Annotated in this window: 17 protein-coding genes; all 17 read left to right on the top strand. The window is 35.7% G+C overall.

Features of this window, described 5'->3' with window-relative positions:
• The first annotated feature begins 70 nt into the window (after positions 1-70).
• On the top strand, positions 71-1,678 hold the full coding sequence (locus tag CBI42_RS07265) for a glycoside hydrolase family 13 protein (RefSeq protein WP_094753630.1): 1,608 nt from the start codon (positions 71-73) through the stop codon (positions 1,676-1,678).
• A 195-nt stretch (positions 1,679-1,873) separates the two neighbouring features.
• Positions 1,874-3,832 (top strand): peptide ABC transporter substrate-binding protein, encoded by a 1,959-nt coding sequence (locus CBI42_RS07255; RefSeq protein WP_094753629.1) that lies wholly within the window; start codon positions 1,874-1,876, stop codon positions 3,830-3,832.
• Between the two features lie 239 nt (positions 3,833-4,071).
• Complete coding sequence (gene cpsA / locus CBI42_RS07250) at positions 4,072-5,517, top strand: LCP family glycopolymer transferase CpsA (protein WP_042751698.1); 1,446 nt, start codon at positions 4,072-4,074, stop codon at positions 5,515-5,517.
• A gap of 1 nt (position 5,518) precedes the next feature.
• Positions 5,519-6,250: a capsular polysaccharide biosynthesis protein Cps4B gene (gene cps4B, locus CBI42_RS07245; protein ID WP_020901547.1), complete on the top strand. Its 732-nt coding sequence runs from the start codon at positions 5,519-5,521 to the stop codon at positions 6,248-6,250.
• Positions 6,251-6,258: 8 nt separating this feature from the next.
• Positions 6,259-6,951, top strand: coding sequence for a capsular polysaccharide biosynthesis protein CpsC (gene cpsC, locus CBI42_RS07240; protein WP_049487463.1), 693 nt, complete (start codon positions 6,259-6,261; stop codon positions 6,949-6,951).
• A 9-nt stretch (positions 6,952-6,960) separates the two neighbouring features.
• Positions 6,961-7,644, top strand: coding sequence for a tyrosine-protein kinase (locus tag CBI42_RS07235; protein WP_020901549.1), 684 nt, complete (start codon positions 6,961-6,963; stop codon positions 7,642-7,644).
• Positions 7,645-7,678: 34 nt separating this feature from the next.
• The gene (locus CBI42_RS07230) at positions 7,679-9,046 is read left to right on the top strand and encodes a sugar transferase (protein ID WP_094753628.1); all 1,368 of its coding nucleotides are present in this window, start codon (positions 7,679-7,681) and stop codon (positions 9,044-9,046) included.
• A 4-nt stretch (positions 9,047-9,050) separates the two neighbouring features.
• Complete coding sequence (locus CBI42_RS07225; RefSeq protein ID WP_033682339.1) at positions 9,051-9,836, top strand: LicD family protein; 786 nt, start codon at positions 9,051-9,053, stop codon at positions 9,834-9,836.
• A gap of 19 nt (positions 9,837-9,855) precedes the next feature.
• Entirely contained in the window at positions 9,856-10,578 is a 723-nt protein-coding gene (locus CBI42_RS07220) for a WecB/TagA/CpsF family glycosyltransferase (RefSeq protein ID WP_029690200.1), read from the top strand.
• Positions 10,553-11,638 carry a glycosyltransferase family 4 protein gene (locus CBI42_RS07215; protein ID WP_094753627.1) on the top strand — a complete coding sequence of 362 codons (1,086 nt, stop codon included), beginning with the start codon at positions 10,553-10,555 and terminating at the stop codon, positions 11,636-11,638. The genes CBI42_RS07220 and CBI42_RS07215 overlap by 26 nt, the downstream gene beginning before the upstream one ends.
• Positions 11,635-12,729: a non-hydrolyzing UDP-N-acetylglucosamine 2-epimerase gene (gene wecB, locus CBI42_RS07210; protein WP_094753626.1), complete on the top strand. Its 1,095-nt coding sequence runs from the start codon at positions 11,635-11,637 to the stop codon at positions 12,727-12,729. The genes CBI42_RS07215 and wecB overlap by 4 nt, the downstream gene beginning before the upstream one ends.
• Positions 12,729-13,694, top strand: coding sequence for a glycosyltransferase family 2 protein (locus tag CBI42_RS07205; protein ID WP_020901555.1), 966 nt, complete (start codon positions 12,729-12,731; stop codon positions 13,692-13,694). The genes wecB and CBI42_RS07205 overlap by 1 nt, the downstream gene beginning before the upstream one ends.
• A gap of 23 nt (positions 13,695-13,717) precedes the next feature.
• The gene (locus CBI42_RS07200; protein ID WP_094753625.1) at positions 13,718-14,863 is read left to right on the top strand and encodes an oligosaccharide repeat unit polymerase; all 1,146 of its coding nucleotides are present in this window, start codon (positions 13,718-13,720) and stop codon (positions 14,861-14,863) included.
• 151 nt (positions 14,864-15,014) lie between these two features.
• Positions 15,015-16,439, top strand: coding sequence for a flippase (locus CBI42_RS07195; RefSeq protein ID WP_094753624.1), 1,425 nt, complete (start codon positions 15,015-15,017; stop codon positions 16,437-16,439).
• A gap of 1 nt (position 16,440) precedes the next feature.
• Positions 16,441-17,538, top strand: a complete 1,098-nt coding sequence (gene glf, locus CBI42_RS07190; protein WP_094753623.1) for a UDP-galactopyranose mutase — start codon at positions 16,441-16,443, stop codon at positions 17,536-17,538.
• Between the two features lie 24 nt (positions 17,539-17,562).
• A complete protein-coding gene (locus CBI42_RS07185) occupies positions 17,563-18,615 on the top strand; it encodes a galactofuranosyltransferase (protein WP_094753622.1) in 1,053 nt (350 codons plus the stop codon).
• 198 nt (positions 18,616-18,813) lie between these two features.
• The gene (locus CBI42_RS07180) at positions 18,814-20,793 is read left to right on the top strand and encodes a peptide ABC transporter substrate-binding protein (protein ID WP_094753621.1); all 1,980 of its coding nucleotides are present in this window, start codon (positions 18,814-18,816) and stop codon (positions 20,791-20,793) included.
• Positions 20,794-20,995 lie beyond the last annotated feature (202 nt).

The raw sequence follows: 20,995 nt of genomic DNA, 5'->3' as shown, positions 1-20,995 counted from the left end.
CAAACGCTTGCATAAAATTTTAAAAAGCGCTATCATAGACTGTGAATTATGAAAATAGTGAGGTAAGAAGATGCAAGAAAAATGGTGGCACAATGCCGTAGTCTATCAAGTTTATCCTAAGAGCTTTATGGATAGCAATGGAGATGGAATTGGCGATTTGCCAGGTATTACCAGTAAGTTAGACTATTTAGCTAAGTTAGGAATTACAGCGATTTGGCTTTCTCCCGTTTATGACAGCCCTATGGATGATAATGGCTATGATATTGCTGATTATCAAGCGATTGCTGCTATTTTCGGAACCATGGAGGATATGGACCAACTGATCGCAGAAGCTAAGAAGCGTGATATTCGTATTATCATGGACTTGGTGGTCAATCATACCTCGGATGAACATGCTTGGTTTGTCGAGGCCTGTGAAAATCCCGACAGCCCTGAACGTGACTACTATATCTGGCGGGATGAGCCTAACGATTTAGATTCTATTTTTAGCGGATCTGCTTGGGAATACGATGAAAAGTCAGGTCAATACTATCTCCACTTTTTCAGTAAGAAACAGCCTGATCTTAACTGGGAAAATGAAAAACTTCGCCAGAAAATCTATGAGATGATGAACTTCTGGATTGATAAAGGCATTGGCGGTTTCCGTATGGATGTCATTGACATGATTGGGAAAATTCCTGATGAGAAAGTAGTTAATAACGGTCCCATGCTCCACCCCTATCTCAAGGAGATGAATCAGGCGACCTTTGGAGATAAGAATCTCTTGACAGTAGGGGAAACCTGGGGGGCAACACCAGAAATTGCCAAGTTCTACTCTGATCCAAAGGGGCAAGAATTGTCTATGGTCTTCCAGTTTGAGCATATCTGTCTTCAGTATCAGGAAGGGCAACCTAAATGGCATTATCAAAAAGAGCTGAATATCCCTAAGTTAAAAGAAATCTTCAACAAATGGCAGACAGAGTTAGGAGTTGAGGACGGTTGGAATTCGCTCTTCTGGAACAATCATGACCTCCCTCGTATCGTCTCAATCTGGGGAAATGACCAAGAATACCGCGAAAAATCTGCCAAAGCCTTTGCCATCTTACTTCATCTCATGAGAGGAACTCCTTATATCTACCAAGGTGAGGAGATTGGGATGACCAACTATCCGTTTGAAACACTGGACCAAGTAGAAGATATTGAATCCCTCAACTATGCGCGTGAGGCTCTTGAAAAAGGTGTTTCGATGGAAGAAATCATGGACAGTATCCGTGTCATTGGTCGCGACAATGCCCGTACCCCTATGCAATGGGACGAGAGCAAAAATGCTGGTTTCTCAACAGGTCAACCTTGGTTGGCAGTGAATCCGAATTATAAAGCTATCAACGTTCAAGAAGTGCTGGCAAATCCGGATTCTATTTTCTATACTTATCAGAAGTTGGTCCAAATTCGTAAGGAAAACAGCTGGCTGATTCGAGCTGACTTTGAACTCTTGGAAACAACTGACAAGGTCTTCGCTTATATCCGTAAAGATGGGAACCGTCGTTTCCTAGTTGTGGCTAACTTGTCCAATGAAGAGCAAGACTTGATCGTAGAAGGAAACATCAAATCTGTTTTGATTGAAAACACCGCAGTTCAAGAAGTTTTTGAAAAACAAATCTTGGCTCCATGGGATGCTTTCTGTGTGGAATTACTATAAACATTTTTTACAGAAAAATCTAAAAATGAAATCGTATAAAAACAAGGGAGGACTGTATGAAAGGCAGAAATCCTTTGTTTTTTTATGGCAAAGATTTATAAACTTTCATTCTCAAAATTCAATTAACTTTACAAATTTCCACTATTTTGGTAAAATAAATCTATGTTATAAAAACTAACATAAAGGAGAAAGAAGATGACTACAAAAAAGCGTATCCTTAGTGCAGGCCTGACTTTTGCGGCTGCTTTGCTTTTAGCTGCTTGCGGACAATCAGGTTCAGATACAAAAACTTACTCATCAACCTTTAGTGGAAACCCAACTACATTTAACTATTTACTAGACTACTACGCTGATAATACAGCCATCATTACCAACCTAGTTGATGGCTTGCTTGAAAATGATAACCATGGAAACCTAGTTCCATCTTTGGCAGAAGACTGGTCTGTTTCAAGCGACGGTCTGACTTATACCTATAAACTGAGAAAAGATGCCAAATGGTTCACGGCTGACGGTGAAGAGTACGCCCCAGTCAAGGCACAAGATTTTGTGACAGGTATCAAGTATGCAGTGGATAATAAATCACAGGCTATTGACTTGATTCAAAACTCAATCAAGGGCTTGAATGATTATATTACAGGAGCGGATTCTGATTTCTCTAAGGTTGGGGTGAAGGCAATCGACGACCAGACCGTTGAATATACTTTGGCACGCCCAGAACCTTACTGGAACTCAAAAACAACCAACAGTATTCTTTTCCCGGTAAATGAAGAGTTTCTAAACTCGAAAGGGAAAGATTTTGGTACCCTATCTCCAGATAGCATTCTCTACAGCGGACCTTATTTGTTAAAAGATTTCACATCAAAATCATCTATCGAGTATGTGAAGAATCCGCATTACTATGATCATGACAAAGTATCGATTGAACACGTGAAATTGGCCTATTTTGATGGTTCAGACCAAGAATTGACCATCCGTAACTTTGAAAGTGGAGCTTATTCTATCGCTGGGGTTTATCCAAATAGTTCTAACTTTGCCAAGACCAAGGAGAAATATAAGGATAATATCGTCTATAGCTTGCAAGACAAGACTTCTTGGTATTTTAATTTCAACGTCAACCGTAAGGCTTACAATCACACTGCTAAAACGACAGATGAGCAGAAGAAGTCAACTGAGACAGCTGTCTTGAACAAAAACTTCCGCCAAGCGGTGAACTTTGCCTTGGACCGCACAGTCTATTCTGCTCAGTCAAATGGGGAAGAAGCAGCTAGCAAGACTCTTCGTAACACCCTAGTGCCTCCAACATTTGTCCAAGTTGGAGACAAGACCTTTGGAGAAGTAGTCGCTTCTAAATTGGTTAACTATGGCACAGAATGGTCAGGTATGAACCTGGCAGATGCTCAGGATGCCTATTTCAACAAAGAAAAAGCCCAAGCAAAATTTGCGGAAGCTAAAAAAGAAATGGCCAGTCAAGGTGTGACTTTCCCAATTCACTTGGATGTTGCAGTTGATCAGACAAGTAAAAATGCTGTGACAGGCATGAACTCAGTTAAGCAGACCCTTGAGTCGGTTTTAGGTGCTGATAACATTGTCATTGATGTTCAGCAACTTTCAACAGATGATTTTAATAACGTAGCCTTCTTAGCACCGACACCAGCTGATCGAGACTATGATTTGAACTTTGATGGCTGGGTAGGTGACTACCAAGATCCATCAACTTATCTCAATCCTTTCAACGCTGAGGATGGATTCTATCTCAAGATTTTTGGTCTAGATGCTCAGGAAGATAAAGCTAAGATTGCTAGCTTGGGGCTTGATACCTACACCAATATGCTCAAAGATGCAGATAGTGAAAATAAAGATGTAGCCAAACGCTATGAAAAATATGCTGAAGCACAGGCTTGGATGATTGACAATTCTCTGATTATGTCAGCTATGTCGAGCGGTGGAACAGCTTCTGTAACCAAAGTAACGCCATTTACAAGAGGCTATTCACTGGTCGGCATTAAGGGTGATGGCAATAACTACAAGTATATGAAACTGCAAAAAGATACTGTGACTACCAAGCAGTATGAAGAAGCTAAGACCAAATGGGAGCAAGAAAGCAAAAAAGCAATCGAAAAGGCTCAAAAAGAAGCAGAAAATCATGTCAAATAGATGAACGAGGTTCCGTAAGGGACCTTGTTTGTTATATTTTTGATTCGTATTCCTCTGTCTATGAAACGAGAATATCAAAATAGGAAACGATAGATACTTTACAGGTTATAAAAAAACAATTATTCCTTCGGAGTACATTTAGAAGATATATTGAAAACGCTGATAAAAAAAGGAATAAATGGAAATTATTTCATGATTGTGATATAATAATTCTGATAATCAACATATAGGGGAAAACTATGAATAAACGTTCAAAAAGAGCCCGTTCGGGTAAAGTTAAGCGGAGCATTAATATAGCTTTATTAACCATTTATGTATTATTGGGTGGTTTTTTGCTGTTCTTGATTTTTAGACATAATATATTGGCGTTTAGATACCTGAATGTTATGACGGCAGCTGTAGTGATTTTGGTCGCTTTAGCGAGTCTGCTTTTGATCATTTATAGAAAAGCAGAAAAGTTTACAATTTTCTTTTTAACACTAGCTATTTTAATGAGTTCAGTTTCTTTTTTTGCACTGCAACAATTTGTCGGCTTTACTAGTCATATCAATTCTACGTCAAATTACTCAGAATACTCAATGAGTGTTGTTGTTCTGAAAGATAGTGACGTTCATAATGTCACGCAATTAGATAGTGTTACAGGACCTACGGATACTGATAATGATAATATTCAAAAATTGATAGCTGATATCAAAACTAGTCAGAGCAAAGAATTGACGGTTGAACAAAGCACCTCATACCTTGCAGCTTATAAGAGCTTGGTATCAGGTGAAGCAAAAGCGATTGTCTTAAATAGCGTCTTTGAAAATATTATAGAATCTGAATACCCTGATTACGCATCAAAAATTAGGAAAATCTACACTAAAAATATCACCAAAGAAGTAGCTGCTCCTAAAGTTTCTAAGAACAAATCCTTCAATGTCTATGTGAGTGGTATTGACACTTACGGACCAATTAGTTCAGTTTCTCGTTCAGATGTCAACATTTTGATGACTGTTAATCAAGATTCAAAAAAAATTCTATTGACAACAACCCCTCGAGATTCTTATGTTCCGATTGCTGACGGCGGGAATAATCAAAAAGATAAGTTGACTCATGCAGGTATTTATGGAGTTGACTCCTCTATTCATACTTTGGAAAATCTTTATGGAGTTGATATTAATTACTATGTTCGTCTAAACTTCACTTCGTTCTTGAAATTGATTGACCTTTTAGGTGGTGTAGATGTATACAATGATCAGGAGTTTACATCTCGTCACGGGAAGTTCCACTTCCCAGTAGGAAATGTCCATTTAGATTCTGAACAAGCTCTTGGGTTTGTTCGTGAACGCTATTCGTTGGCTGATGGAGATCGTGACCGTGGTCGTAATCAACAAAAGGTTATTGTCGCAATTATTCAGAAATTAACTTCTACTGAAGCCTTAAAAAATTATAGTGATATTATTCAAGGTTTGCAAGATTCCCTTCAAACAAATATGCCTATCGAAACGATGATAGATTTGATTAATACTCAATTGGAGAGTGGTGGTAGTTATAAAGTCAACTCTCAAGACCTCAAAGGTACAGGTCGAATGGGACTTCCTTCTTATGCTATGCCAGATAGTAACCTCTATATGATGGAAATCGATGATAGTAGTTTAGCAACTGCTAAAAGTGCGATACAAGATGTGATGGAGGGAAGATGATATGATTGATATCCACTCTCACATTGTCTTTGATGTAGATGACGGGCCAAAGTCTATAGAAGATAGTAAAGCTCTTTTAATAGAAGCATATAATCAAGGAGTTCGGATGATTGTTTCGACTTCCCATCGTCGAAAAGGGATGTTTGAGACTCCAGAAGAAAAAATAGCGACGAATTTTTTAAAGGTTCGTGAGATTGCTAAAGAAGTGGCAGATGATTTGGTCATTGCTTACGGAGCAGAGATATACTATACTCCGGATGTTCTAGAAAAATTAGAAAACAAGCGCATTCCTACTCTCAATAACAGTCGTTATGCTTTGATTGAATTTAGTATGAATACACCCTATCGCGATATTCATAAAGGGTTAAGCAATATTTTGATGTTAGGGATTACCCCAGTGATTGCTCATATTGAACGTTATGATGCGTTGGAAAACAATGAAAAACGTGTTAGGGAACTGATTGATATGGGATGCTATACGCAAGTAAATAGTTCTCATGTTCTAAAACCTAAGCTCTTTGGTGAAACCTATAAATTTATGAAAAAGAGAGCCCAATATTTTTTGGAGAGAGACCTGGTTCATGTCATTGCAAGTGACATGCATAACTTAGATAGTAGACCTCCCTACATGGAGGATGCTCGTCAGATTATTTCTAAAAAGTATGGTAGAGACAAGGCGGAAGAGCTATTTGTAGAGAACCCTAGGAAAATTATAATGGATCAAATAATTTAGGAGAAAATATGAAAGAACAAAATACTATGGAAATCGATGTATTTCACCTGTTTAAAATTCTTTGGAAAAGAAAAATTCTAATTGCATTGGTAGCGATTGTAGCTGGAGCCTTAGCTTTTGCCTACAGTGCTTTTATCGTAAAACCGGAGTTCACTAGTACTACACGGATTTATGTAGTCAACCGTAATCAGGGAGATAAGCCTGGTTTGACAAACCAAGACTTGCAAGCTGGATCATACTTAGTTAAAGACTATCGTGAAATTATTTTGTCTCAAGATGTTTTGGAAAAAGTTACATCTAATTTGAAATTAGATCTATCACCAAAAGCTTTGGCTAGTAAAGTCAAGGTAACTGTACCAGTCGATACTCGTATCGTATCTATTTCCGTTAATGATAGAGTCCCTGAGGAAGCTAGTCGTATTGCTAACTCATTGAGAGAAGTAGCAGCTGAAAAGATTATCAGTATCACACGCGTTTCTGATGTCACAACACTTGAAGAAGCTCGTCCGGCTACAGCACCATCTTCTCCAAATATTCGTAGAAATACAATTATCGGGCTACTTGGAGGAACAGCATTTATGGTTATCGCTGTTCTTATCGTTGAACTGGTTGATACACGAGTGAAACGTCCAGAGGATATTGAAGATGTTATGCAAATTGCATTGTTGGGAGTTGTTCCAAATCTGGATAAATTGAAATAGGAGAGAGATATGCCGACATTAGAAATAGCACAGAAAAAATTAGATCTGGCCAAAAAAGCGGAAGAATACTATAATGCCTTGCGTACGAATATACAATTGAGTGGAAATAATTTACAAGTAATTTCTATCACTTCTGTAAAACCGGGTGAAGGAAAGTCAACGACTTCTACAAATATTGCTTGGGCATTCGCGCGTGCAGGTTACAAGACCCTGTTAGTAGATGCTGATATTCGTAATTCTGTCATGTCAGGTGTCTTCAAGTCACGTGAAAAAATTACTGGATTGACAGAATTTTTATCTGGAACAACAGACCTATCTCATGGTTTATGTGATACCAATGTTGAGAATCTATTTGTGGTTCAAGCTGGGTCTATCTCACCCAACCCAACTGCTTTATTGCAAAGTGAAAATTTTAGCACTATGATTGACACACTTCGCAAGTATTTTGATTATATTATTGTTGATACAGCGCCTATTGGTATCGTAATCGACGCAGCTATTATTACACAAAAATGTGATGCATCTGTTTTAGTTACTGCGGCAGGAGAAGCTAACAGAAAAGATGTTCAGAAGGCTAAAGGTCAATTGGAACAAACGAATAAACCATTTTTAGGAGTTGTATTAAATAAATTCAATACTTCAGCTGAGAAATATGGTTCTTACGGTGAGTATGGTTCTTACGGTAAAAAATAGGGGATAGAATAAGGGATAGACTAAGGAAGTAGTTATGGAAGAGAAAGGGATAAAAATATCTCTGGCAGTAATCCAGAGTTTTATAGTAGTGTTACTGGGGTATTCTCTTAGTTTTGTTAAAGAGACAGATATTCTTTCAACAACAATGATTGTCCTATATATTCTCCACTACATAGTATTTTATTTTAGCGATTACGGTCAAGATTTTTTTAGACGAGGGAGTTTGATTGAACTTGTTCGCTTGACAAAATATATCATTTTCTTTGCGTTGGCAATTAGTCTTTCTAATTTCTTTTTAGAAGAACGCTTTAGTATCTCTAGACGAGGCATGGTGTATTTCTTAACCTTACACTCGATTCTAATGTATCTAGTCAATATTTGTATCAAGTATTATTCGAAACGGGTATTTCCTAATTTGAAATGGAGTAAAAAACTATTCTTGATTACAGCAACATCTAGAGTTGAGAAAGTGATGGATAAATTACTTGATGCGGGTGATTTCTTTGGAGAACTGGTGGCAGTTAGTGTATTAGATAAACCTAATTTCCAACATGATACTATTACAGTCGTACCAGTCGAAAATATTTTAAATTTTGCAACTCACGAAGTTGTGGACGAAGTGTTTATCAATCTTCCTAGTGAAGAATATGATATTGGTGAATTTATTTCTCGTTTTGAAACGATGGGAATTGATGTAACGGTTAATCTAAATGCTTTTGACCATAATCTAGGGCGTGACAAAAAAATCCGTGGGATGGCTGGTCTAAATGTCATTACTTTTTCGACGAAATTTTATAAGAATAGTCATGTAATTGCTAAGCGTGTCATAGATATTATTGGTTCTATTTTTGGTTTAATGATTTGTGGTCTAGTTAGTATAGTTCTAGTTCCAGCTATTCGAAAAGATGGTGGACCTGCTATTTTTGCCCAGACTCGCATAGGAAAAAACGGCCGACATTTTACTTTTTATAAATTTAGATCAATGTGTATTGATGCTGAGGATAAAAAGAGAGAATTGTTGGAGAAAAATACCATGCAGGGTGGTATGTTTAAGATGGACAATGATCCTCGCATTACAAAAATTGGTCGCTTTATCCGTAAAACTAGCTTGGATGAACTTCCCCAGTTTTGGAATGTTCTGAAAGGAGATATGAGCCTAGTGGGAACAAGACCGCCAACAGTTGATGAATATGAGACATACACACCTGAACAAAAACGTCGATTGAGTTTTAAACCGGGTATCACTGGACTTTGGCAAGTTAGTGGTAGAAGTGAGATTAAGAATTTTGATGAAGTTGTTAAATTAGATGTAGCTTATATAGACGATTGGACAATTTGGAAAGACATTGAAATTTTACTAAAAACTATTAAAGTTGTACTTATGAGAGATGGAGCGAAGTGATTTTATGAATAAAGTGAGGGAAATTCAACTAGGAGAATTATCTTTATTGAAAAACTTTATTGCTATTTGTAGTAAACATGATTTAAGATATTATGCTTTGGGAGGAACATTGCTAGGAGCCATTCGTCATAAAGGATTTATTCCTTGGGATGATGATATGGATTTAGGGATGCCTCGAAAAGATTATGAAAAATTTTTATCTATTTGTAAAAAAGAACTTCCAGAACATGTTATTTTGAGACTTCATGATGACAATTTAGGTAATACCTCTATTATGGATACATCCTTACAAATTCCATTTGGAGATGAACTATGTAGTCCATTCATAGATATTTTTCCTTTGGATGGTTATCCAGATGATCGTTTTCATTATTTTATTCATACAAACAAAATCAAATTCTATCGTGCACTTTCTAAAATTTCGGTAATCGATCGTCTACATGACAGAGATCGGGGAAGTTTTGAAAATGCAATTGTGAGTATATCAAAAGTTTTGAAATTAAATAAACTTCTAAAAACAGCCACTATTAACAACAAATTACAAAATCTAATTAAACAATATGATTTTGAAACTAGTTCAATAGTAGGTAATGTATTAGGCTCTTACAGAGAACGTGAGCTTGCTAGAAAAGAAGTATTCGGTGAACCACAATTACTAGAGTTTGAGAACTTAGAAATAAGTTGCCATGCAAACCCAGATGAATATTTAACAAAAATATATGGTGATTACATGAAGTTACCAAAAGAAGCCGAGCGTAAGGGTCATTTTGAGTCTACATGGGGAGATTAATTTGAATAGTTTTAATTTAATGGGGGTCAGAATTGACCCTTTAACAATGGATGAAACAGTACAAGAGGTTGAGAAATTTGTAATTGAACAACGTCCTCTTCATTTAATGGGCGTAAACGCTGATAAGATTAACCAATGTCAATCAGATGAAGCTATTAAGAAGATAGTTAACGAGTCTGAGATCATCAATGCAGATGGTGCATCAGTAGTTCTAGCTTCTCGATTTTTGGGCTACCAAGTTCCAGAACGAGTTGCTGGAATTGATTTAATGCAAAGATTATTAAAATTAGCCGATGAAAAATCTTATTCAGTGTATTTTTTTGGTGCTAAAGAAGAAGTTTTGCAAGATATGTTACAAAATTTTAAAGAAGAGTATCCCAATCTACGAGTTGTTGGACATCGTAATGGTTATTTTTCTGAGGAAGATGAGCAAGATATTCAGGAAGATATTCGTGAAAAGAATCCCGACTTTGTATTTGTTGGAATTACTTCACCTAAAAAAGAATACATCATCCAAAAATTTATGGATAATGGAGTGAATTCTATTTTTATGGGTGTAGGTGGTAGTTTTGATGTATTGTCTGGTCACATTCAGCGTGCCCCACTTTGGATGCAGAAATCAAACTTGGAGTGGTTGTTCCGAGTTGCTAATGAGCCAAAGCGTCTCTTTAAACGATACTTTGTAGGGAATGTTACCTTTATTAAGCGAGTTTTAGATGAGAAACGAAAAACGAAAAAATAATATTTTACATATTTCACGAACGATGGATATTGGTGGTGCGGAAAGAATCGTGTACCAGTTGAGTTCTGATTTGAAAGATGAGTTTGATAGTGTACATGTTGCTTCTACAGGAGGCCTTTGGGAATCAAAATTAGAGGCCCAAGGAATTATCCATCATAAAATTCAAGATATAGACAGCAAAAATCCTCTTACTGTGTTGAAGTTGCTTCTTACTATTTATCAAATTATTAAGACAAATGATATTACTCTGGTTCATACGCATCATCGAATGGCAGCTTTTTATATTCGTTTGTTAAAACTGATTAATCCCAAGCTAGTCCACGTTTACACTGCTCATAATGTCTTTAAAGATAAGTTGTCTTTATATAGATTTTCACTGAAAAATGCCTATAGTATTGCAGTGGGTCAAGCAGTTAATCAAAATTTGAAAGATGATGTGGGAGTTGCAGACAGCACTGTTATCTATAACGGAGTGATCTTGAAACAGTCAAATAGACAAGTTGATGAGATTATGAAGTTTGATGGAATCAAGCTAGGCTGTATTGCAAGATTATCTGAACAAAAAGGTTTGACCTATTTAATTGATGCTATTTCTTTGATTTCAGATGAAAACCTTCGTTTATTTATCGTTGGGGATGGAGAACTTAGAGCCGAATTAGAAAACAAGGTTAAAGAACGAAATCTGGAAGATAAAGTATCTTTTTTAGGATATAGACAGGATATAGTCGAGTGTATTAATAGTTTTGATTTCCTAGTGTCTTCGTCATTATTTGAGGGCTTGGCTCTAAATGTTATCGAAGCATTTATGAATGGAAAAACCATGGTTGCGACAGATATTCCTGGCATTAATGAAGTTGTTACAAAAGAAAATGGGATCTTGGTTCCTGCTAAAGATGCTAGGGCCTTAGCTTCTGCTATTGAGAGTCTGGCGACTGACTCAACTCTTAGAACTAGGTTAGCTCATCAAGCTAAAAAAGATTATGAAGAGAAGTTTAGTTATCCTTTATTTTTAGAGAATTATCGTAAATTTTATCAAAAACTAATGGGAGATTCAAAATGAAAAAAGTAATGTTAGTTTTTGGGACGCGTCCAGAAGCAATAAAAATGTGTCCCTTAGTGAATGAACTGAAGAAAAACGATTCAATCAAAACACTTGTGTGTGTAACCGGTCAACATAAAGAAATGTTAGAGCAAGTTTTAGATGTCTTTAAAGTTGTTCCTGATTATGATTTAGGAATTATGAAGGCAAATCAAACACTATTTACAATCACGACAAGTATTTTAGATAAAATTCAAGCAGTTTTAGAGCAGGAAAAACCAGATATTGTTCTTGTTCATGGGGATACTACAACCACTTTTGCGACAGCTTTAGCTGCATTTTACATGGGAATTAAAGTTGGACATGTAGAGGCAGGATTGAGAACTTATAATCTTCAAAGTCCATTTCCTGAAGAATTCAATCGTCAGACTACTTCAATTATTTCGGATTTCAATTTTGCTCCGACAGAAGTGGCTAAAGAGAATCTTCTAAAAGAGGGAAGAGAGAATATCTATGTTACTGGAAATACTGTCATCGACGCCTTGAAGACAACCGTTCAAGAGCATTATGACAATCCTATTTTAGAGTGGGCTAAGGACAGTAAACTAATCATGTTGACAGCCCATAGACGTGAAAATCTTGGTCAACCAATGGAAAATATGTTTAATGCAGTTAATCGTATCCTGAATGAGTTTGAAGATGTTAAAGTCGTATATCCTATTCACAAGAATCCTAAGGTTCGTGAGCTAGCAAGTAAAGTGTTTGGCGACAATGAACGTATGAAAATCATTGAACCTCTAGAAGTCATTGATTTCCATAATTTTATGAATCAAAGCTACATGATTTTAACAGATTCTGGTGGTGTGCAAGAAGAAGCACCTTCTTTAGGTAAACCAGTATTGGTAATGCGTGATACAACAGAACGTCCAGAGGGGATTGCTGCAGGAACCTTGAAATTGGTAGGAACAGAAGAAGAAAATATTTATACTAATTTCAAACTGCTTCTAGAAGATGAAACAGAGTACAGCAAGATGAGTAAAGCAAGTAATCCATATGGAGATGGAAAAGCTTGTGAGCGTATTGTTGATATCATTTTGGAAGGATTATCATAATGGATCAGATTTCTATTGTTGTACCAGTGTACAATGTTGAGAACTGTTTGAGTTATTGTGTAGAAAGTCTAAGACAACAAACATATAAAAATATTGAAATAATCCTAGTAGATGATGGTTCGACGGATAGTTCTGGAGAAATTTGTGACCAATATGCTCGAGAAGATAATAGAATAAAAGTTCTGCATATTGAAAATGGGGGATTGTCCAATGCCCGCAACACTGGGGTAAAAGAATCTTCAACAGATTGGATTGTTTTCATTGATTCAGACGATTATTATGACCATAGAGCCATTGAATATTTAGTAGAACTTAGAGATAAGTATAGAGTTGATCTTGTAGCAACTCCAGTGATTGAAGTTAGAAACTATGAAAATAGTGATTTTTTAGGAGATTTCAGAGAGAAATATTCTGGAAAATTAGATCGTAGAACAGCTTTAGAACAAATGTTTTATGGAAATTATGTTGGGACACATTCAGGTGGTAAACTCTATAAGAAAGAAATCTTATTAAGTTTTCCATATCCTAAAGGGATGTTATATGAAGATTTAGCTCTTGCTTATGAGCATATTGCTTCCTGTGAAAATATTGCTGTTAGTGATCTAAATCTTTATAAATACTATCGAAGACCAGGAAGTATTGTAAATTCTAAGTATAGTGATCGTCTCTTAGATTTTTACAAGGCAATGGAATGGAATAGAAGTTATATTGAACGAGACTATTCAGGTGATAGGGATATGAGAAGAGCCTTGAATGTTCGCTATGTTTTTAATGGTCTGCATATTGTACATGCTATGCTTAGTTCAGATATGTATGCTGAAGTTAATAAAATTAGAAAAGAATACATTCAATATTTCAAAGATGTTATTCCGAATTCAAATGTTACAAGGAAAAATAAATTGAAATATATATTGTTTCTCGTATCTGCAAAATTGTATAACACTATTCGAAATAAGATTGGATAATTTAAACAAACTTAGGTAAAAATATGAAAATAAAAATAAAATTATCAGAGTTATTATATTTTTCAGCTTTCTTTATTTGGTTGCTTTTTAATTTTATAGCTCAAACAAACTTAGTCTATAAATACCCTGAAATTTATCGTTTTCGAATAGTTGCTATGATAGTGTCTATTGTCATACTTCTGTTTAAACTACTATTAGAGAGACACTCGAGTAAGTTTCTGATATTCTTCTTTTCCGCTTTCTGCTTGGCTATAATTATCGGGATTATAACACATAAGCTTTTTGATGCCCTCACAATAATTTCAACAATCTTATTTATTATTTCTATAAACAATGTGAATTTTAGAAAAGTTTTGATTCTCTGGACAGTTTCGATAGTACTATTAATGATTTCTATATATGGTCTATTAAAGTTTGGCATTATTGAAAATACGCTGAGGGTTCAATTAGGAGGGCGATTCCGTTTTAGCCAAGGATACCAATATGTTACTCTCGGTGCTAATTATTTATTTCATCTGACTTTGGTATATCTATATTTAAGAAAAAGTAAAATCAGATTGTCAGAAATTTTATTGTTTGGAATACTGAATTATTATTTTTACGTTAATACTGATACGAAATCAGCTTTCTTTCTTTCAATTCTAGCATTAGTATTGGTGTACATATTTAAAAATAAAGTAGTTAGTCAAAAAATCCTGAATGCCATTGGTAAAATTACGTTGACTGCAGGGATTCTTATTCCTATCATTTTGACTTATTTTTATAACGCAAACAGTAAACTCTTTCAAATTTTAAACGTAGCTTTGACAGGAAGACTAAGTTTAGGACATAAGACACTATCTTTATATGGTGTACATCTGTTTGGTCAAAGAATTGATTGGGAATTGCAACAAAGGGCTACGTCTGTTTTTGATAATTATTTATACGTTGATTCATCTTTTGTAAATATTTTGTTGCATTATGGAGTGATTCTACTAGTTGTTATTTGGTATAGTTTCTATCAACTAAATAAAAGAGGACACTTTAATACAGTTGAGATGCTTGTTTTTATTGTACTGATACTTCACTCAATGTTTGATCCACAATTTTTTGAATTAATGTACAATCCATTATTGTTATTGATGGGTATTTCTTGGAGTAAGTATAGGTATAATTATCAAGATGTTTAAAGTTTTTGTGTTATATGTATCCTTGGTTCTAAATTGAGGCTAGTTAAGTGATTTTTGTACCAAAAAAAGTTTAATCTATTTAACATCATCATTTTTGGACAGATTAATTTTCGCCGTTTATAATAGTAGTTAAGTGAGGAATATGCTCCCTATGAAGGTTCTTAAAAATTATGCATACAATCTTTCATATCAATTATTAGTCATTATTTTACCGATTATTACGACTCCATATGTTACCAGAGTATTTAGTTCTGATGATTTAGGAACTTATGGTTATTATAATTCTATTGTTACCTACTTTATCCTGTTGGCTACCTTGGGGGTAGCCAATTATGGTACAAAGGAAATTTCTGGTAATCGAAAAACAATTCGTAAAAATTTCTGGGGAATTTATACTTTACAACTTGGAGCAACCATCTTATCACTGACTCTCTATATTTTGCTTTGTCTCACTTTTTCGTTAATGCAAAACCCAGTAGCTTATATTTTAGGATTAAGTTTACTTTCTAAAGGTTTAGATATTTCTTGGCTATTCCAAGGTTTAGAGGATTTTCGAAAAATTACAGTCAGAAATATTACAGTGAAACTAGTTGGCGTCATTGCTATTTTTCTATTTATAAAATCAGCTAGCGACCTATATTTATATGTGTTCTTGCTTACCATTTTTGAATTGTTGGGACAACTAAGTATGTGGTTGCCGGCAAGAGAGTTTATTGGGAAACCGCACTTTGATTGGGAATATGCTAAGCAGCATTTGAAGCCAGTTATCTTATTGTTTTTACCTCAGATTGCCATATCGCTCTATGTTACTTTGGATCGTACAATGCTGGGAGCTTTAGCTTCAACAAAAGATGTAGGAATCTATGATCAAGCATTGAAACTTGTTAATATTTTATTGACCCTAGTGACTTCATTGGGAAGTGTCATGTTACCACGAGTTTCAAATCTTTTATCATCAGGGGATCATAAAGCAGTTAATAAAATGCATGAGATGTCATTTCTAATTTATAATTTGGTTATTTTCCCCATTATGGCAGGTATGTTAATTATAAACGATGATTTTGTTAACTTTTTTCTGGGAAAAGATTTTCAAGATGCACGCTATGCAATAGCTATTATGATTCTAAGAATGTTCTTTATTGGTTGGACAAATATTATGGGGATTCAAATTTTGATTCCCCATAATAAAAATAGAGAGTTCATGCTTTCAACTACAATTCCTGCTATTGTTAGTGTTGGATTAAATCTTCTCTTTCTTCCCAAATTGGGCTATATAGGGGCAGCAATTGTATCTGTTTTAACAGAGTCTCTGGTTTGGGCTATACAGTTATTCTTTACTCGCTCTTATCTAAGAGATGTTCCGATTATAGGAACTATGATAAAAATTATGATTTCATCAGGATTGATGTATGGAATTCTGTTTTTTGTAAAAGACTTATTGAATTTACCGTCTGTATTAAATGTAGGACTTTCTGCTATTTTGGGGGCAATAATTTATATCAGTTTGATTTTGATTTTTAAAGTTATAAATCTACGAGATATAAAACAACAGTTATTCAGAAATAAAGGGGTGTAATATGTACGACTATCTAATCGTTGGTGCTGGTTTGTCTGGAGCAATTTTTGCTTATGAAGCAACCAAGCGTGGAAAAAAAGTAAAAGTTATTGATAAACGTGACCACATTGGTGGGAATATCTATTGTGAGAATGTAGAAGGTGTTAATGTTCATAAATATGGTGCTCATATCTTCCATACTTCTAATAAGAAAGTCTGGGATTATGTTAATCAATTTGCTGAATTTAACAACTACATCAACTCGCCTGTGGCTAATTACAAGGGTAGCCTTTATAATCTACCTTTCAATATGAATACTTTCTATGCTATGTGGGGGACAAAAACTCCTCAAGAGGTCAAAGATAAGATTGCTGAGCAAACGGCTCACATGAAAGACGTTGAACCGAAAAATTTGGAAGAACAGGCTATCAAGTTGATCGGTCCAGATATTTATGAAAAGTTGATTAAAGGATATACTGAAAAGCAATGGGGACGTTCCGCAACTGACCTTCCACCGTTTATCATTAAACGTCTACCAGTTCGTTTGACTTTTGATAATAACTACTTCAATGACCGTTACCAAGGTATTCCAATTGGGGGCTATAATGTCATCATCGAAAATATGTTGAAGGATGTAGAAGTAGAACTTGGAGTTGACTTTTTTGCCAATCGTCAGGAATTAGAAGCTTCTGCTGAAAAAGTTGTCTTTACAGGGATGATTGACCAATATTTCGATTATAAACATGGTGAGTTAGAATACCGTAGTCTTCGTTTTGAGCATGAAGTTCTAGATGAGGAAAATTATCAAGGAAATGCCGTTGTTAATTATACAGAACGAGAAATTCCTTATACTCGTATTATTGAGCATAAACATTTTGAGTATGGTACGCAAGATAAAACGGTCACTACTCGTGAATACCCAGCAGATTGGAAACGAGGAGATGAACCTTATTATCCAATCAATGATGAGAGAAACAATGCTATGTTTGCTAAGTATCAAGAAGAAGCAGCGCAGAATGATAAGGTCATTTTCTGCGGACGTTTGGCCGATTATAAATACTACGACATGCATGTGGTCATTGAACGTGCCCTAAATGTTGTAGAGGAAGAGTTTAAATAAGATAACGAAGGATAAAGTTGATCGATGAAATATTATCTAAAAGAAGAATTTCTGAAGGATTCTGGTGCACGAAATGCGGGAAATAAGGCTCGAAACGATGTTGAAGAAATAGTAGTTCGTGAGGGCTATAGTCCTTTGTTATTGATGGTAGATGATTGGTATCAAATGGGGACTATTAGAGCCCAACGACATAAGGCCAAAGCCCTATCCAAAGCTATCTCTAAGTTGAAGGAAGGGGATCAGCTACTGATTCAATTTCCTATGCTTCATCATAGTTTCTTTACGACTCATTTAGTCAAAAGAATGCAACGTAAACGAGTGAAGGTTCACTTTATTATCCATGATTTAGAAGTTTTGCGCTATGCTAATTTGGATACAGTACCCTTGAAGCATAAGATTCGTGTTCATCTTCAAGAGTCTAGTCTTTTGAAACAAGCTGATGGTCTTATTGCTCATAATCCAGTTATGAAATCAGTGCTTGTTGATAAGGGGATTTCTGAGAAGAAAATAGTTAGTTTAGGCATTTTTGACTATCTGATCCCGAATTATCAGGATAAAGAAGATTTATCGAAGGAAGGAGCTATTATTGTAGCTGGAAATTTAGCTCAAGAAAAAGCAGGTTACTTATATGAGTTGCCTGCAAGACCGGCATATAACCTTTATGGTGTTGGTTTTGATGAGGCTAGAAAGCTATCCAATGAAACCTATTTTGGTTCCTTTCTTCCAGATGAACTACCATCAGCATTAGAAGGAAGCTTTGGTTTGGTTTGGGACGGTGATAGTTCTAAAACTTGTAGCGGAGTGTTTGGTGAGTATTTGAGATACAATAATTCCCACAAGGCCTCCCTTTATTTGGCTTCTGGTTTCCCTATTATTGTCTGGGGGCAATCTGCTTTGGCTAATTTCGTCTTAGAAAAAGAGTGTGGAATTAGTATTGAGAGTTTACTTGACTTGGAAGAAGTATTGGAACATTTGTCTCAAGAAGAGTATCAGGGTTTGGTCAAAAATGCTAAGGCCGTAGGTCAAAAAATTCGTGAGGGTTCTTATCTTCTTTCCGCATTGCAAGCTTTCAATTAATGAATCTAAAAATGATTTAAATAGATGGATGAGGGAGTTACTGAATTCCCTCTTTTCTTATAGTTAAAAAGAGATTAAAAAATGAAATAAGATTCGATAGTTATCAGAAAATAACAACTAAAAATGAAAATTCAGAAAAATATATTGACAATAGATTGCAAAGGGTCTATAATGGATAGAAAAACAAAGGAGGATACTATGAAAACAAGGAAAGTATTGGCTCTTGCGGGAGTCACTTTATTAGCAGCTGGTGTCTTAGCGGCTTGTTCTGGTGGTTCTGCTACTAAAGGTGAGCAGACTTTTGCATTTACCTACGAGACAGACCCAGATAATCTCAACTATTTGACAACCAGCAAGGCAGCTACTTCAAACATTACTAGTAACGTCATTGATGGATTGCTTGAAAATGACCGTTATGGGAATCTTGTTCCCTCTATGGCAGAGGACTGGTCAGTTTCTAAAGATGGTTTGATCTACACTTATAAGATTCGTCAGGATGCCAAGTGGTACACATCTGAAGGTGAAGAATATGCTCCTGTCAAGGCTCAAGACTTTGTAACAGGTCTTAAATATGCAACAGATAAGAAATCACAAGCTCTTTACTTGGTACAAGATTCAATCAAGGGTCTGGATGCTTATGCTAAAGGGGAAAATAAAGATTTTTCTCAAGTTGGAATTAAAGCCCTTGACGATCAAACAGTCCAATACACTTTGAACAAACCTGAAAGTTTTTGGAATTCTAAAACAACAATGGGTGTCTTGGCACCAGTTAATGAAGAGTTTTTGAACTCAAAAGGGGATGATTTTGCTAAAGCGACAGATCCAAGCAGTATCTTGTATAATGGTCCTTATTTGTTAAAATCTCTTGTGGCTAAATCTTCCGTTGAATTTGCAAAAAATCCTAACTACTGGGATAAGGATAATGTTCATGTTGATAAGATAAAATTGTCATTCTGGGATGGTCAAGATACCAGCAAACCTGCAGAAAACTTTAAAGATGGTAGCCTTACAGCAGCCCGCCTCTATCCAACAAGTGCAAGTTTCGCAGAACTTGAAAAAACGATGAAGGATAATATTGTCTATACCCAACAAGACTCTACGACTTATCTAGTTGGTACAAATATTGACCGCCAGTCCTATAAATATACTTCTAAGACTAGTGACGAACAAAAGACCTCTACTAAAAAGGCTCTCTTAAACAAGGATTTCCGCCAAGCTATTGCTTTTGGTTTTGATCGTACGGCCTATGCTTCACAAGTGAACGGTGCCAGTGGTGCAAGCAAAATTTTGCGTAATCTTTTTGTACCACCAACATTTGTCCAAGCAGATGGGAAAAACTTTGGCGATATGGTCAAAGAAAAATTGGTGACTTATGGGGATGAATGGAAGGATGTGAACCTTGCTGATGCCCAAGATGGACTATATAATCCTGAAAAAGCCAAGGCAGAATTTGCTAAAGCTAAGTCAGCTCTACAAGCTGAGGGAGTACAATTCCCAATTCACCTAGATATGCCAGTTGACCAGACAGCAACTACAAAAGTTCAACGTGTACAGTCTTTCAAACAATCGGTTGAAGAAACCTTGGGTGCAGATAATGTCGTAATTGATATTCAACAACTACAAAAAGATGAAGTCTTGAATATTACCTACTTTGCTGAAACAGCAGCTGGGGAAGATTGGGATATTTCAGATAATGTTGGTTGGACTCCAGACTTTGCGGATCCATCTACTTACCTCGATATTATCAAACCATCAGTTGGTGAAAACACTAAAACCTACCTTGGCTTTGATTCTGGTACAGATAATGCTGCAGCTAAGAAGGTTGGTCTAAACGACTATGAGAAATTGGTAATTGAAGCTGGAAACGAGACAATAGATGTAGCAAAACGTTATGATAAGTATGCTGTAGCCCAAGCTTGGTTGACAGATAGTGCCTTGATTATTCCAACAACATCACTCACTGGTCGCCCAATCTTGTCTAAGATGGTACCATTTACGATGCCGTTTGCCTTCTCTGGTAACAAGGGGACAAGCGATCCGCTCCTTTACAAATACTTGGAACTTCAAGACAAGGCAGTTACTGCTGATGAATACCAAAAAGCTCAAGATAAATGGATGAAAGAAAAAGAAGAATCCAATAAAAAAGCGCAAGAAGAACTCGCAAAACATGTGAAATAGATTTTAATCATCTATAGAAACTGATTGATAAAGGGTTTGGCATTCGATAGGAATGCTAAATCCTTTTTATTATGTGACAATTTTCCCCTTAATTTCAGAGTATGGTTTTGTCAGAATGAAGAAAAAAATTAGCAATTTTCCTAGCTTTTCTATTGCTTTATCTATTAAAAATTGTTATATTAAAAGTGTAATTATTTTTATA

It is taken from the genome of Streptococcus sp. KR, assembly GCF_002238115.1.
Lineage (GTDB): Bacteria > Bacillota > Bacilli > Lactobacillales > Streptococcaceae > Streptococcus.
Note: the sequence above shows the minus strand (reverse complement) of the source record. Positions and strands in the feature narration are given on the sequence as shown.